15 protein-coding genes are annotated in these 14,819 nt (G+C 74.9%); 6 read left to right on the plus strand and 9 right to left on the minus strand.

The genetic code is table 11. From position 1 onward, the window contains the following. The first annotated feature begins 73 nt into the window (after positions 1-73). The 4 genes from ACSNN9_RS02150 to ACSNN9_RS02165 all read left to right on the plus strand — a co-directional run bounded on the left by ACSNN9_RS02150 (position 74) and on the right by ACSNN9_RS02165 (position 3,735). Entirely contained in the window at positions 74-706 is a 633-nt protein-coding gene (locus ACSNN9_RS02150; RefSeq protein WP_436670924.1) for a CG0192-related protein, read from the plus strand. A gap of 430 nt (positions 707-1,136) precedes the next feature. Beyond that, positions 1,137-1,283, plus strand: a complete 147-nt coding sequence (locus tag ACSNN9_RS02155; protein ID WP_436670925.1) for a hypothetical protein — start codon at positions 1,137-1,139, stop codon at positions 1,281-1,283. Next, positions 1,283-2,482, plus strand: a complete 1,200-nt coding sequence (locus ACSNN9_RS02160) for a YeiH family protein (protein ID WP_436670926.1) — start codon at positions 1,283-1,285, stop codon at positions 2,480-2,482. Before ACSNN9_RS02155 ends, ACSNN9_RS02160 begins: the two co-directional genes overlap by 1 nt. Before the next feature lie 65 nt (positions 2,483-2,547). Next, on the plus strand, positions 2,548-3,735 hold the full coding sequence (locus ACSNN9_RS02165) for an LLM class flavin-dependent oxidoreductase (RefSeq protein ID WP_436670927.1): 1,188 nt from the start codon (positions 2,548-2,550) through the stop codon (positions 3,733-3,735). A gap of 74 nt (positions 3,736-3,809) precedes the next feature. Here the strand turns inward: ACSNN9_RS02165 and ACSNN9_RS02170 are convergent, their stop codons facing one another. From ACSNN9_RS02170 to ACSNN9_RS02180, 3 genes are all read right to left on the minus strand, one after another. Beyond that, positions 3,810-4,955, minus strand: a complete 1,146-nt coding sequence (locus tag ACSNN9_RS02170) for an endonuclease (RefSeq protein ID WP_436670928.1) — start codon at positions 4,953-4,955, stop codon at positions 3,810-3,812. Positions 4,956-5,101: 146 nt separating this feature from the next. Then, positions 5,102-5,770, minus strand: coding sequence for a response regulator transcription factor (locus ACSNN9_RS02175; RefSeq protein WP_436670929.1), 669 nt, complete (start codon positions 5,768-5,770; stop codon positions 5,102-5,104). Continuing rightward, a complete protein-coding gene (locus tag ACSNN9_RS02180; RefSeq protein ID WP_436670930.1) occupies positions 5,758-7,047 on the minus strand; it encodes a histidine kinase in 1,290 nt (429 codons plus the stop codon). Before ACSNN9_RS02180 ends, ACSNN9_RS02175 begins: the two co-directional genes overlap by 13 nt. 161 nt (positions 7,048-7,208) lie before the next feature. Between ACSNN9_RS02180 and ACSNN9_RS02185 the strand changes: the two genes are divergently transcribed. Further along, entirely contained in the window at positions 7,209-8,291 is a 1,083-nt protein-coding gene (locus ACSNN9_RS02185) for an NYN domain-containing protein (RefSeq protein ID WP_436670931.1), read from the plus strand. Positions 8,292-8,459: 168 nt separating this feature from the next. On the opposite strand, the gene ACSNN9_RS02190 is transcribed toward ACSNN9_RS02185, so the two are convergent. The 6 genes from ACSNN9_RS02190 to ACSNN9_RS02215 all read right to left on the minus strand — a co-directional run bounded on the left by ACSNN9_RS02190 (position 8,460) and on the right by ACSNN9_RS02215 (position 13,746). Further along, entirely contained in the window at positions 8,460-9,317 is an 858-nt protein-coding gene (locus ACSNN9_RS02190; protein WP_436670932.1) for a S1 family peptidase, read from the minus strand. Between the two features lie 309 nt (positions 9,318-9,626). Next, on the minus strand, positions 9,627-10,142 hold the full coding sequence (locus ACSNN9_RS02195) for a 2'-5' RNA ligase family protein (protein WP_436670933.1): 516 nt from the start codon (positions 10,140-10,142) through the stop codon (positions 9,627-9,629). 24 nt (positions 10,143-10,166) lie between these two features. Continuing rightward, positions 10,167-11,213, minus strand: coding sequence for an NAD(P)-dependent alcohol dehydrogenase (locus tag ACSNN9_RS02200; RefSeq protein WP_436670934.1), 1,047 nt, complete (start codon positions 11,211-11,213; stop codon positions 10,167-10,169). A 119-nt stretch (positions 11,214-11,332) separates the two neighbouring features. After that, positions 11,333-12,067 carry a Pr6Pr family membrane protein gene (locus ACSNN9_RS02205; protein ID WP_436670935.1) on the minus strand — a complete coding sequence of 245 codons (735 nt, stop codon included), beginning with the start codon at positions 12,065-12,067 and terminating at the stop codon, positions 11,333-11,335. A 148-nt stretch (positions 12,068-12,215) separates the two neighbouring features. After that, positions 12,216-13,127, minus strand: coding sequence for a hypothetical protein (locus tag ACSNN9_RS02210; RefSeq protein ID WP_436670936.1), 912 nt, complete (start codon positions 13,125-13,127; stop codon positions 12,216-12,218). Positions 13,128-13,230: 103 nt separating this feature from the next. Then, positions 13,231-13,746 (minus strand): DinB family protein, encoded by a 516-nt coding sequence (locus tag ACSNN9_RS02215; protein WP_436670937.1) that lies wholly within the window; start codon positions 13,744-13,746, stop codon positions 13,231-13,233. 150 nt (positions 13,747-13,896) lie between these two features. Between ACSNN9_RS02215 and ACSNN9_RS02220 the strand changes: the two genes are divergently transcribed. Next, entirely contained in the window at positions 13,897-14,817 is a 921-nt protein-coding gene (locus ACSNN9_RS02220; protein ID WP_436670938.1) for a DUF72 domain-containing protein, read from the plus strand. Positions 14,818-14,819 lie beyond the last annotated feature (2 nt).

Genomic DNA, 14,819 nt, shown 5'->3' on the forward strand with positions numbered 1-14,819 from the left:
CAACCGGCCCACCCGGGCCGCCGGGCGCGGTCGGGTCAGCGCGGGGCACGGCCGTGCCCCTACGATGCGACGTATGGCGCTGCTGCACCGGGCGACGATGCACCCCACGAAGTTCGCACTCCTGGCGGCGTGGCTGCCCGGCCGGCCGTGGTACCAGGGGCCGGCCGACGGTGACGTCGAGCGCGTGGCGGCCTACCGGTTCGACGACCCGGCCGGTGCCGTCGGCGTGGAGACGCTGCTCCTCCGGGCGGGCGACGGGCCGATCCACCAGGTCCCGCTCACCTACCGCGACGCACCCCTGGACGGCGGCGACGACTGGCTCGTCGGCACCACCGAGCACTCCGTGCTCGGCCGCCGCTGGGTCTACGACGCGTGCGCGGATCCCGTATACGCCGCGACGCTGGCGGCGGCCGTCCTCGCCGACGCCGGGCAGGCGGAGGAGTACTTCGAGGTCGACGGCCGGCGGGAGCACCGCGAGCCGACGATGGCCATCGCCGGCAGCGGCACCCGGGGCGCCGACGTCCCGCCCGTCGGCGCGGTGCGCCGCGTGGTGGAGGACGACCTCACCCTCATCGTCACCGATTCCGTGGAACTGGCCGTCGTGCGCCGCCTCGACGGCGGCACCGCGTCGGACGGCGCGGTGCTGACCGGCACGTGGAGCGGCCAGCCGAGCCCGCTGCCGCTGGCGTACGCCCGCCGTCGCTGAGCGGCGCACCCACGCCGGCCGCGGAGGGCGGAGGGGGCTTGTATTCCTACTGCCTTAGTAGGAAAATGGATCCATGCCGGCCACACCGCTGCTCACCTCCCGCCGGGTCGTCGACCTGATGCGGGTCGCCTCGCAGCTCTGTCCCGGCCGGCCGACGGCCTGACCGGGCGGTTCCGCCACCCCGGCCGCCCGACCGGGGCGCAGACCGACGATGCCCCGGCCGCCTGACCCGGCGTGCACCCGATCCGAGGCGTCCCGGCGTCGCCGGCCCCGATCCGGGGACGGCCGCCGAGCCCGCCCGAGGCGTCGCCCACGCACTCCCCGCCGCGCGCCGGCTCGGGGATCATCCGCCCTCTCCCGCGGCACGCCCGCGCCCCTTTCTTCCGTCGACCCTGCCCGCGCACGGTCGACCGCCTCTCGAAGGAACGTCATGAGCAGTGATCCGTCACCCCCGACCCCACCCACCGCCGACGAGTCCCGGCTCGCGTTCAACGAGGACTGGGCCGCCACCGTCCTCGGTCTCGTGCTGATCGGTCTGGTGCTGGTCGGTGCCGTTCCCGCCGGGCTGGTGCCCTGATGGCCGCCGGGCAGGACTCCGTGCGTTCCGGCGCCCTGGCGGCCGCCGGGCAGGACGCCGCCACCGGCACCGCCGCGCCGGTCGACGAACCGGTCCCCACCCCGCCCACGGCCACCGTCCGGTCCGGACCACTCTGGGCCTGGACGGGGCTGGGCCTGCTCGTGGTGCTGGCCCTCGCGGCGCTCACCCGCTTCCTGGAGCAGAACGTCCCCGCCTGGGCCGAGGGCAGCGCCGTCGAGGACGTCGCCGCGGCCGTCGAGTATCCCGTCTACGCGATCCTGCTCGGGTTGCTCGGCAACGTCGCGGTCACCCAGCTCGGGCTGCGCGACCGGATCGCCGCCGCGTTCCGTACCGAGTTCTTCATCAAGACCGGCCTGGTGCTGCTCGGCGCGTCGATCAACCTGGCGGTGATCGCCGGCGCCGCCGGCCCGGCGATCGCCCAGGCGATCCTGCTGATCAGCGGGGTGTTCCTGTTCACCTGGTGGTTGGCCGGCCGGCTCGGGCTCGACGACAAGCTGCGGGCCCTGCTCGCCTCGGCGGTGTCGATCTGCGGGGTCAGCGCCGCGATCACCGCCGCGGGCGCGGTGCGGGCCCGCCGCGAGCAACTCGCCTACACGGCCAGCCTGGTCATCGTCTTCGCCCTGCCGTCGATCTTCATCCTGCCGTGGCTGGCCGACCTGCTCGGGCTCTCCGACGCGGTGGCCGGCGCGTGGATCGGCGGCAACATCGACACCACGGCGGCGGTCACCGCGGCCGGGGCGCTGGCCGGGGAGGAGGCGCTGCAGATCGCCAGCATCGTCAAGGTCACCCAGAACGCCCTGATGGGCGTGGTGGCGGTGGCCCTCACCGCGTACTTCACGCTGCGGGTGGAACGCCAGCCGGGGGCCGCCCGGCCCGGCGTGGGGGAGCTGTGGCGCCGCTTCCCGAAGTTCGTCCTCGGCTTCGTCGCCGCCTCGGTGATCGCCACCTGGTACCTGGACGCGGCGGGGGCGGACGGCAAGGCCACCATCGCCGTCGTCAACGACCTGCGGGTCTGGTTCCTGATCCTGGCCTTCGTCAGCATCGGCCTGGAGGTCCGGGTGGCCTCGCTGCGGGAGGCCGGGTGGCGGCCCGTCGCGGTCTTCGCCGGGGCCACCGTGTTCAACCTGGCCCTGGCGCTCGGGCTGGCGTCGCTGTTCTTCCACGATTTCGTTGCCTGACACCGGCTGTCCGCCGCGTGCCCCGCCCCACCCGCTTCCCGCCGCGCACTGGAGGAAAGATCCGGATGGCCCTCACCTTCCACTGGTTCCTGCCCACCTACGGCGACAGCCGGGACATCGTCGGCGGGGGCCACGACGTGCCGATCGGCACGGCCGGCGGCGCCCGTCCGGCGACGGTCGCCTACCTGGGCCAGATCGCGCGGACCGCCGAGCAGCTCGGCTTCGTCGGCGCGCTCACCCCGACCGGCGCCTGGTGTGAGGACGCCTGGCTGAGCACCGCGATGCTCACCGAGGTGACCGAGCGGCTGAAGTTCCTGGTCGCCTTCCGGCCCGGCCTGCTCACGCCCGCGCTGGCGGCGCAGATGGCCTCGACGTTCCAACGGCTCTCCGGCGGCCGGCTGATGGTGAACGTGGTGACCGGAGGCGAATCACGGGAGCAGCGTGCCTACGGCGACTTTTTGGACAAGGACGCCCGGTACGCGCGCACCGACGAGTTCCTGCACATCGTGCGGGCGCTGTGGCGCGGCGGGACGGTGGACCACACCGGCGCGCACCTGCGGATCGGGCAGGGGCGGCTGAACCGGCTGCCCGACCCGGTCCCGCCGATCTACTTCGGCGGCTCATCCGCCGCCGCGCTGCCGGTGGCGGTGCGGCACAGCGACGTCTATCTGACCTGGGGCGAGCCGCCGGCCCAGGTGGCCGGCAAGCTCGACCGGGTCCGCACGCTGGCCGCCGAGGCCGGCCGCGAGCTGCGCTTCGGCATCCGGCTGCACGTCATCACCCGGGACACCGCCGAGGATGCCTGGGCGCAGGCCCGCCGCCTGCTCGACGGCATCGCCGAGTCCGACCTGCGGGCGGCCCAGGAGGGGCTGCGCGGCAGCGAGTCCGAGGGGCAGCGCCGGATGCTCGACCTGCACGGGGGCTCCCGCGACGGACTGGAGGTCGCACCCAACCTCTGGGCCGGGTTCGGTCTGGTCCGGGGCGGCGCCGGCACCGCCCTCGTGGGCAGCCACACGGAGGTGGCCGACCGGATCGCCGAGTACCACGCGCTCGGTCTGGACGAGTTCATCCTCTCCGGCCATCCGCACCTGGAGGAGGCGTACTGGTTCGGCGAGGGCGTGCTGCCGATCCTGCGTGAGCGCGGGTTGTGGCGGCATCCGGCCGGCGGACCCCGGCCGGTGGAGCCGAGGAGCCTGCCGTTCGTCCCGGAGCCGCCGGGTCGCTCCGTGGCGGTCGCCGGGCCGGCCGGCTGACCGACCCCGGCGCGGCGCACCGCGAGGCGCGGCCGGCCCCCGGGCGAGGGGACCGGCCGCGTGGGCGGGGCGGGTCAGCCCCAGATGGCGCCCGCCCACTCCGGGTGGTCGACGAACGGGTTCCGGTTGCCCTGCCAGCGCTCGTAGATCCGCTGGTTGCGACGCTTCTCGAACGCGTCCGGCGGGTCGGCCTGGTTCCACTGGAGCAGCACCGACATCCGGCCGTGGTACGGGGCGGTGCCGTTGTTGACCGACTGGTTGAGCTCCAGGTTGGGCCAGCCGTCGGTGCCCTCGTACCGGATCGCCATGTACATGATCATGCGGGCCACGTCGCCCTTGACCGCGTCGCGGGGCTCCCAGGAGTCGGCGTCGGTGTAGCAGCCCGGCGCCTCGGCGACGGGGCTGCCGCCGTTGTCGAAGTCCTTGCTGCCCCGCGTCGAGTTGACCGAGACGTCGGTCGGCCGCAGGTGGTGGACGTCGGTGCCCGGACCGGTCGCCGTGCCGAAGTCGCCGTGCGACTTGGCCCAGACGTGCTCGCGGTTCCAGTCGTCGACACCGCCGCCGTTGCTGGTCTTGCTCTGCGACCGCCCGGTGTAGAGCAGGATGACGTTGTTGCTGTTGGCCGGGTCCTGGTCGGTGTCCCGCAGCGCCTCCCACACCTGGTCGTAGGAGAGCTTCGTCTGCACCTTGATGATGGAGTGCAGCGAACTGCGCAGGGCCGTGCCGGACTTGCCGATCGCGTTGGCGTAGTAGGTGGAGTCGTACCCGCCGCCGGGCGCGGTAGTGGTGGGGAGCGGCGTCGGTGACTGGCTCGGCGAGGGTGCGGTGCCGCCGAGGGTCATCGCCGTGGGGTTCTTCAGGCCGCCGTGGCTGAAGTAGGCGGTCAACGTGCCGGTGGCGGTGATCCGCTGGCCCCGCAGGCCCGGGTTGGTGAGCAGCCCGAACGTGCTCCGGTAGGCGGTGGTGACCTGGACGTAGAGCATCCTGCTCGTGCCGGTCTCGGCCGCCGTGTCGGCGATCGCGATCGCGGTGTCCGAGGTGAAGCCGGACCTGAGCACCGTCGTGGCGCTGGTCGGCTGGCCGATGACGTAGCCGGTCACGGCGGCCGTGCGACCGTCCTGCGCGGCGAGCGCCTGGGCCACGGTCAGGGTGGTGGCGGCCGACGCCGCCGCCGTCACCGCCACGGGCGTCACCAGCACGACGGCCAGCGCGAACGCCATCGCCAGCCTTCTGGACCCCGAGCGGGCACTGCTCCTCGTATTCATGAGCAGCGATGCTAGCGGTGCGGGCGTGAACGCCGGGAGAGCGGGAGCGCAACTTTCGGCGTGCCGTCGTACGTCCCGCCACGTGGACGCGCCGGAGCATGCTACCGGGGCGACGGGCCGGCACGCAGGTAGGTGAGGGCCGCCAGCACCCGGCGGTTGGTGTCGTCGCTGGGCGGCAGGCCGAGCTTCGCCAGGACGTTGCCGATGTGCTTGCCGATGGCCGCCTCGGTGACGTGCAGCCGCGCGGCGATCGCCGCGTTGGAGCACCCCTCGGCGAGCAGCGTCAGCACCTCGTGCTCCCGGGCGGACAGGGCCGCGAGCGGGTCGCGCGGGCGGTGCAGCAGCCGTCGTACGACGTCGGGGTCGACGACCGTGCCGCCACGAGCGACCGTACGCAGCTGTCGTGCGAACTCGGCGACCTCGGCGACCCGGTCCTTGAGCAGGTAGCCGACGCCCCGGCCGTCGCCGCTGTCGAGCAGGGCCGAGGCGTACTCGGCCTGCACGTGCTGGCTCAGCACCATGACGGCGAGCCGCGGCCGTTCGGCGCGCAGGTCGAGGGCGGCCCGCAGCCCGTCGTCGCGCGGGCCGGGCGGCATGCGGATGTCGGTCACCACCAGGTCCGGCTCGTGCGTCCGGACCGCGTCGCGAAGCTGCGGTGCCGTGCCGACGGCGGCGACCACCTCGAAGTCGAACCTGGACAGCAGGGCGGCGAGGCCCTCGCGCAGGAGGACCTCGTCCTCCGCGAGCACGACGCGGGTCACCGGTGGCACGGCAACTCGACCCGCACGAGCGTGGGGCCGCCGGGCGGGCTGGCGAGCAGCAGCCGACCCTCGGCCGCGGCGACCCGGTCGGCGAGGCCGGTCAGACCGGTGCCCCGCACCGGGTCGGCGCCGCCGTGGCCGTCGTCGGAGATCTCCACGACGAGTTGGCCGTCGGCCTGGACGAGCCGCACCTCGGCGTGGGTCGCCCCGGAGTGCCGGACGACGTTGCCCAGCGACTCCGACACCACGAAATAGGCGGTGCTCTCGACGAGTTCCGGCAGCGGCTGCTTGAGCTCGGCGTGGACGGTGACCGGGACGGTGGCCTCGCCGGCCAGTTCCCGTACCGCGCCGGCCAGGCCGAGGTCGGTGAGGCTCTGCGGGCGGATGCCCTGCACGATCTGTCGGAGCTCGACCATCAGGTTCTTGGCCTGGTCGTGCGCGACGGCGAGCGGACCGGCCGCGGGGGAGTCCTCGGGCACGTCCAGCCGGGCCAGGCCCAGGTGGAGCGTGAGGCTGGTCAGCCGGGGTTGCGCGCCGTCGTGCATGTCGCGCTCGATGCGGCGGCGTTCGGCCTCGTAGGCGTCGACCAGCCGGGTCCGCGAGCGGCTGACCTCCCGCAGGGCCGCCCCGTCGGTGGGCCGGCCGAGCAGCCACCGCGCCACCGCGCCCTGGGCCACGGCGAGCACCCCGAGGGCGTACCAGAGCGCCGGGACGAGCAGCACCCCGAGAACGGCGTACGGGATGGCCTCGCCGGCCGTCTCGACGGTGGTCCAGACCACGATGACCTCGTCGGCGTCGCCGACCAGCCAGGGGCTGGCGACCAGGGTGAGGTCGAGCAGCACGAGCAGGGTGAACACGGCGTACCCGAGCGGTACGGCGCCGCCCAGCCAGAAGGTGTGGGCGACCTCCCGCCACGCGGCGGCGCTCGTGTAGCGCGCGGCCAGGCCCCGCCACCGGTACGCGGGCAACGGCCGCCCGTCCACGAGGCCGAGCCGTTGCCGTTCGACGGCGGTCACCGCGATGCTCACGATCGGGGCCGACGCGACCACCGTCAGCGCGCCGACGGCCAGGAACAGGAGGAGCGGAAGCTCGACCGGTCGGCCCTGCTGCACGGCGTTGACCGCCGCCAGCAGGGGCGCCCCGACGACGAGCAGCCCGACGGCGAGCACCCCGGCGATCGGGACGGTGCTGAGCAGGTAGGCCAGCGCGCGCCACGGCCACGCGGAGAGCAGGTATCCGGGCCGGCGCAGCGCCTCGGCCAGGCACAGGGGGCGAGCTGTCGTCATGCCGCTGACGCTAACCGCGGCCGCCGCGCCGACCCAGCCGTCTGGACGTAGTCCCCGGGTAGGGCCAGCACTACCCGGCCGGCCGGCGGCCCGGCGGACCCGCCACCGGGCCGCGGCGGCCCGGGACGGCGCGGGACCTCGCCGGGGGTAGGCTGACCTGCGTGGATCACGAAGACCGCATCGCCCTGTTCCTCGACTACGAGAACCTCGCGCTGGGGGCACGCGACCACCTCGGCGGCGTGGCCTTCGACTTCCGTCCCATCGCCGACGCCCTCGCCGAGCGCGGCCGGGTGGTGGTGCGCCGGGCGTACGCGGACTGGTCGTACTTCGACGAGGACCGGCGGATGCTGACCCGCTCGCACGTCGAGCTCATCGAGATTCCCCAGCGGATGGGCGCCTCGCGCAAGAACGCCGCCGACATCAAGATGGCCGTGGACGCGGTGGAGCTGGCCTTCGAGCGCGGGTACATCTCGACCTTCGTGATCTGCACCGGCGACAGCGACTTCACCCCGCTGGTCCACAAGCTCCGCGAGCTGAACAAGCGCGTCATCGGCGTGGGCGTGGAGAACTCGACCTCGGCGCTGCTGCCCCCCGCGTGCGACGAGTTCCTCTACTACGACCGGTTGGAGGGCGTCGACATCCCGCCCGCCCGGGTCCGGCGGGGCCGCCCGGCCCGGCTGCCCAGCCCCGACGTGCCGCGGGCGGGGCAGGAGCCCGAGCCCGAGCCGCAGGCGGCGGCCGAGGAGGCCGCCCGGGACGTCGACACGCTCGCCGTGCTCGTGGCCCAGACCGTCGCCGGCCTGCAGGGCAGTTCCAGCGGCGAGGTGACCGCCTCGACGTTGAAGCGCACCCTGCTGCGCAAGGACCCGACGTTCAGCGAGTCCGACTACGGGTTCCGCACCTTCGGGGAGCTCCTGCGGCACCTCGCCGGGCACAACGTGATCGAGCTGGCGGAGGGCCCCGCCAAGGGCGACCCCGAGGTCTCCCTCCCCGAGCACGGCGACCGGGAGGTGGCGTTCGGGCTGCTCGGCTCGGTGGTGACGGACCTCGCCGGCGACGAGGGCGCGGTGGCCCTCTCCGGCCTCAAGAACCAGCTGCGCCGGGCGCGGCCCGACTTCAGCGAGAAGAAGCTGGGCTACCGCAGCTTCCTCCAGTTCTGCAAGGCGGCGGCCACCAGCGGCGTCGTCGACCTGCGGTGGAGCCCCGAGGCCGACGACTACCTCCTCACCCCCCGACCCGCCTGACCATCCCTCGTCGGTGCCGAAGACGTCGGTCTCCGCCCGGGTGTTCCACCCTCGCTGTCCCTCCCTCGCCCAGCGTCGCTTCGTCGGCGTCGCCGCCAGCGGCCGCAGGGCTGACCCGGCCGTGCCCGGCCCGGCCCGTCGCGCGGGTCGGGCCGGGCACCTGGTCGGTCAGGGGATGGTCAGGCCGTACGCCGCGAGGACCTCGGTGATCGGCTGGTAGTAGGTGGTGCCGCCGGTGGTGCAGTTGCCGCTGCCCCCGGAGAGGATGCCGAGGACGACGCCGGTGGCGGGGACGTAGAGCGGCCCGCCGCTGTCGCCCGGCTCGGCGCAGATGTTGGTCCGGATCAGGCCGCTGACGGTGCCGCCGACGAAGTTCACGGTCACGTTGAGCCCGGTGACCGTGCCGCAGCGCACTCCGGTCGTGGACCCGCTGCGACAGACCGTCTGGCCGACGTAGGCGTTGCCGGCGCCGTTGATCGTGAGCAGGCCGGGGTAGGTGTAGACGGCGCTGGGGTGGGGGACCGAGCCGGTGTGGCGGACCAGCCCGTAGTCGTTGCCGGGGAAGCTGCTGCCCGCCCGGGTGCCGAGGACGACGGTCTGCCCGCCGTCGGCGTACCACGTGGAGGCGCTCGCGGTGCAGTGGCCGGCGGTGACGAAGTAGTAGGTGGTGCCCCGGCGGACGTTGGCGCCGAGGGAGCACCGTCCACTCCCGCCGTAGATCGCCTGCCCGCCGGCGATGAGCAGGCGCAGCTCACCCGGCTCGCGGCGGAGCAACGCCCCGGCCCGGGCGGCGGTCGCCCGCAGCGTGGCCACCTCCCGGTCGGACACGGTGTCGTCGACGGTGAGGGTCATCCGACCGGTGGCGGGGTCGAGCCCCCAGGTGGTGCCGGCGGTGCGGACCTGCGCGAGCGTGGCCGCGGCGTGGGCCGCGGCGGCGTCGGCGTGGTCGGGAGCGGCGTGGGCGGGCGCCGGCAGGCCGAGCAGCAGCGCGGCGAGCAGGAGCAGGGCGGGCGGGAGACGACGCATCGAACCTCCACAGATTCGTTTCTGTCGATTCCCTAGAGGATCCACCCCCCGGGCGGGCGCGGACAAGCGGCGGGCCGTACTCCGCCGCCTGTGCCGTGCTGCGCGGCGGACGCGAAGGCCGCGCGACGGTCGCGCCGCCCCGGCCCGCCCCCTGTCGCGGCGCGCAGCGGCCGGGCCAACAGGGAGAGGGGGATCCGCCGTCGGCGGCCCAGGGTGCCGACGGCGCGCGCCGACCGCGGTCTCGTCCAGGACATCGGCGGTACGCGGTGCCGCCGACATCGTCGGTGCCCGCCCGCCGGTGCGCTCCGGCTACGGCAGCGGGTGGGAGATGCCCCGGGCGTGGTCGGTGACCGCCGCGCCGACCACGGTCGCCTCCAGCGGCAGCACCTCCAGGCAGCGGCGTACGGCGGCGGCCATCAACGCGTTCGGCACCCGCATCGACAGCGTGCAGTGCGGCACCCACCGTCCCGGCTGGTAGTGCTCGACCAGCCCGATCCCCGCCTCGGCCAGCCGGCCGTGCACCCGGGCGTGGTGCGTGAGCAGTTCGGCGGTGGGGGTCGGGCCCAGCCACAGCACCCGGCCGACGAACTGCCCGGCGTGCTCGAAGCTCAGCCGCAGTGGCGCGACCACCACCGTCCCGCGCAGCGCCGCCGCGACCCGCTCCGGATCGAGACGGGGCGCGACCGCGAGCGAGACGTGCGGCCGATGGCGCTGCTCCAGCAGCGACCGCATGCTCTGCACGCCCTCGGACTCCAGCGCGTCCCAGAGCACCCGGATCCGCCGGGTGGCGTCGGTGTCGAGGTAGAGCTCCAGCGCCGCGACCACATGATCATCGTAGGGGCGCGACGGTCACGGCACGACGACGGCCCGGCCCTCCAGCGTGCCGTCGCGCATCTTCCGGTACGCGACGACCGCCTCCTCCAGCGAGAAGGTGCTGGCCTTCGGCTTCACCAGGCCCCGGGCGCCCAGTTCGAGCACCTCCATGAGCTCCGGCCGGCTGCCCCAGTACGTGGTCTGGATGCTCACCTCGTACGGCACCGAGAAGAAGCCCACCGGCAGCGTGCCCCCGCCGATGCCGACGATGGTGAGGTCGCCGACGGTGCGGGCGGCGGCGACGCCGAGCGCGAGCGTGGGGTCGGCGCCGACGAAGTCCAGGACCACGTCGGCGCCCCGGCCGCCGGTGGCCTGGCGGATCTCCTGGGCGGTGTCCTCGCCGGAGAGCATGGTGAGGTCGGCGCCGCACTCCGCGCCGAGCGTCAGCGCCTCCTCGCGGGTGTCCACCGCGATCACCCGGGCCGCGGTGGTGGCCTTGAGGATCTGCACGCCGACGTGCCCCAGCCCGCCCACGCCGATCACCACGGCGGTGCTGGTCGGGCCGAGTTTCGCCCAGGAACGGCGGATCGCGTGGTACGGGGTGAGCCCCGCGTCGGTCAACGGCGCCGCCAGCACCGGGTCGAGCCCGTCGGGCAGCGGCACGACCTGCCGGGCCTGCGGCACCAGCATGTACTCGGCCATGCCGCCGTCCAGACCGAGGCCGCCACCCCCGCCGGGCACCGGCGCCTCGGCGACGTTCTCGCAGTACGGGTCGATCCCCACCCGGCAGCGGGCACAGGTGCCGCAGCCCCACGGCCCGTACACGGCCACCGGCTCGCCCACCGTCAGCCCGGTCACCCCGTCGCCGAGGGCGTGCACCCAGCCGGCGTTCTCGTGGCCGAGGGTGAACGGCGGGTTCCAGGGCACCGCGCCGGCCTCGAAGTCGTGCATCAGGTGCAGGTCGGAGTGGCAGGCGCCGGCACCGCCGATCTTCACCACCACCTGACCCGGGCCTGGGGTCGGCTCGTCGACCTCGACCAGCTCGGGCTCCGACTTCCAGCTCGGCAACCGCAGTGCGCGCATGACGCCTCCCGTCCCCCCGCTTCCGGTACACCTGCCGGCTGCCCGTTCAGCGACGGACCAAACGGCCGGGCGCGGCGCCCCGGCTCACCCCTTCCGGGCGAGCCGGCGGGGGATGGCCGTCACGGCAGGGCCGTCGCGTCGGACCGGGCGACAGCGGTGGTGGGCGCGGTCGACGGGGTGGCCGGAGCGCCGGCGGCGTGCTGCGCGGCGACGGGGTGAGCGGCCCTCGCCCGGCGGCCCAGCGTCCGGTCGACGGCGACGAAGAGCAGGCCCAGCAGCCAGAACGCGGCGGCGAAGAAGACCGCGCTGACGGCCACCCCGGCGTAGCCCAACTCGCCCGCGTCGATGAACGGGTACGGGTACCGGTCCACCACCAGCCCACGGACCAGGGCGAAGCCGAGGTATCCGAGGGGGAACGCCAGCCACCAGGCCGCGTAGCGCGGACGGAGCCGGCCCCGGGGGTCGAACAGTGCCCAGTCCGCCACGGCCAGCAGCGGCACGACGGTGTGCAGGAACTGGTTGCCCAGCGCGTCGGGAAGCGTGCGGTCCGGCTGCGGCATCGCGAACGGGCTCGCCGGGTTGGCCAACACCAGGTGGTAGACCACGCCGGTGATGGTGATGTAGAGCGTGACGGCGCCCTTGAGCGCCGAGGGCGGCTCGGGTTGGTCCCGCCAGGCCCGCCAGGCGGCGTACCCGGCGAAGAGCCCGACGGCGACGTTGCTCTGGATGGTGAAGTACGGCAGCAGGCCGGTGACCGTGGTGGGACCGATCGCGGTGAGCACGATCCCGGCCAGCACGCTGATCACGATCGCCAGGCGGAAGACCACCGCCACGCGTCGACGCCGCAGACTCATCGGGGCAAGCTACCAGCCGCCTCCGCCGAGGTCACCGGCCGACGGACGCAGGCCGCGCCGGAGGCCCGGACAGGCTCGCCGCCCGACCACCGCGTCGCCGTGGCGGGGCGCGACGGCGGGGTGCGCCTGCCCACGGCGGGCCGCGCGGTCAGCCCGTCCCGCCGCCGTCCGGCGCGGCGGTGCGGTGCCCCGGCGGGACGGGGCTCGGGCCGGGCCGGGTCGGCTGCGCGGCCGTGACCGACGGCGACGCCGTGGGGCCGACCCGCTGGCCGGTCGGTTCCGCTCCCGGTCGGCCGGTCGGTTCCGCCCCGGGCCGGCCGGTCGGGGTGGCTGTGGGCCGGCTGGTCGGCGCGGTGGTGGGCCGGCTGGTCGGGGTGACCCCGGGCCGGCCGGTCGAGTCGCCCCCCGGTCGGCCGGTCGGGGTCGTGCCGGGCTGGCCGGACGGGCTGCCGTGCGGGCCGGGACTCGTCGGCCCCGGGGCGGCCAGCACCCGCTCGCAGTAGCCGGCCACCTCCTTGCGGCCACCGGCGGCGTGGATCAGCCTGCCGTAGGCGGGGTCGTCCAGGACACCGCCCGGTTCGTCGCCGGCGTCCGCCCGGTACGCCCGGCACCACTCCCGCACCGCCGCGTCCGGCTCCGGCCGACCGTCCACCCCGCCCGTCGGGGCGGAGGGCGGGTCGGGAGCCGCCGTGGGGGAGGCGCCCGTCGTGGGGGCGGGCAGGGGAGCGGCGGTGGTGGGTGCCGGACCCCCCAGCGGGTGGGGCAGCGCGCCTCCGGTGGCGGCGAGGGCGACCCCGCCCGTGAGGGCCAGGGCGGCACCGGCCAGCGCGGCGCGGACGCCGAACCCCGCCAGGGCGGGCCGTCGGCGCCGCTGCGGCAGCCCGAGCGGATCCCCGGCCCGGGCCAGCCGGTAGGCCCGTACGGCCGCCTCCTCCCCGGCCAGCTCGCTGGCGTGGGGCGCGGCGCGGACCGCCGTCAAGAGCGACGCGACGGACCGCGGACCGTCCTGCGGGTCGCGGACCGGACCGCCGAGCAGTCGCTCGACGGTCTCCTGGTCCATCCGGTGTGCTTTCATCTCGTGTCCCTCAGCGCCACGGGCCGCCGGGCCGTCACACGGTAGGGGTGTGACGTCCGACAAACACCGGGTCGGGGAGGGGACCGGCTCAGCCCATGGTCTTGGCGCCGTCGATCGACTCGCGCAGGATGTCGGCGTGCCCCGCGTGCTGGGACGTCTCGGCGACGAGGTGCAGCAGGACGCGGCGGACCGACCAGCTCGCGCCGGGCTCGAACCAGGGGGCCTGCGGCAGCGGGTGGGTGGCGTCGAGGTCGAGCGTGCCGACCAGTTCGTCGGTCGTGGCGGCTACCCGGGCGTAGTCGGCGAGCAACCCTTCCAGGCTCTCGCCCTCCTGCATGCGGAACTGGCCCGCCCAGTCGACCGGCTCGCTCTCCATCGCCTCGGCGCCGCCGACGGCGAACCTCATCCACCGCCGCTCCACCTGCGTGACGTGCTTGATCAGACCGCCCGGACACAGCTCGCTGACGGTGCTGCGGGCCGCGGCCTGCTCGTCGGTCAGCCCCGCGACGGTCCGCCGCAGGAAGCCGCGGTGCAGGCGCAGCGTCTCCACCAGGTCGGCCCGCTCGCCGGTCAGCTGTGCGGTCGTGGTCGTGGTCGTGGTCATCGCCACGCTCCTCTCCTGGGCCTCGCCGGATTTCTGGGCTTCTCCGGACGCGGCCAGCATAGGAGCGCCCACCGACACCGACCGCGATGCCGGACGCCGGATTTCCGCCAGCGGTTGCCGATCTGTCCGGTCCGGGGTGCACTGAATCACATGGGTGTGATCAAGGTGGGCACGTCGTCCTGGGCGGACCAGATGTTGCTTCGCTCGGGCTGGTACCCGCGCGCGGCGAACACCCCGGCCGGCCGGCTCGACTTCTACGCCGGGCGCTTCCCGCTGGTCGAGGTGGACACCTCCTACTACGCGGTGCCCGTGCCGGAGACGACGCAGGGCTGGGTCGACGCCACGCCCGAGGGCTTCACCTTCGACGTCAAGGCGTTCAGCCTCTTCACCGGTCACCCGACACCGGTGGCGGCGCTGCCCCGCGACCTGCGCCCGGCCGGCGGCCCGAGCCGGATCCGCCGCCGGGACCTCCCGGCGGCCGCGTACGACGAGCTGTGGGACCGCTTCCGCGCGGCGCTGGACCCGATCGCGGCGGCCGACCGGCTCGGTGCGGTCCTGCTCCAGTTTCCGCCGTGGCTGGCCCGGGGGGCCGCCGCCGAGCGGCGCATCGCCGAACTGGCGGAGCGGTGCCGGCCGTGGCGGGTCGCCGTCGAGCTGCGCCACTCGTCCTGGTTCGACGGCGCGGCGGCGCTGGACACGCTCGCGTTCCTGCGGGAGCGCGAGCTGTCGTTCGTCTGCGTCGACATGCCGCAGGGGCATCCCTCCTCGGTGCCGCCCATCCTGTTCGCCACGGCGGAGCTGGCGGTGGTCCGGTTCCATGGGCACAGCGCCGCCTGGGAGACCGGGGACAAGCAGGAGAAGTTCCGCTACGCGTACGGCGACGAGGAACTGCGCCGCTGGTCGGAGCTGCTGGTCGAGCTGGCCGGGCAGGCGGGGGAGCTGCACGCGTTGTTCAACAACTGCTGCGGCGACCAGGCCCAGCGGGACGCCGCGCGGCTCGCGGAGCTGTTGGGCGTCAAGCCGGTGGGACGGGACCGGGCGGCGCGGGCGGGAGCCGGCAGGCCCTCCTGACC

Source organism: Micromonospora sp. URMC 107 (genome assembly GCF_051386315.1).
Taxonomy (GTDB): Bacteria; Actinomycetota; Actinomycetes; order Mycobacteriales; family Micromonosporaceae; genus Micromonospora.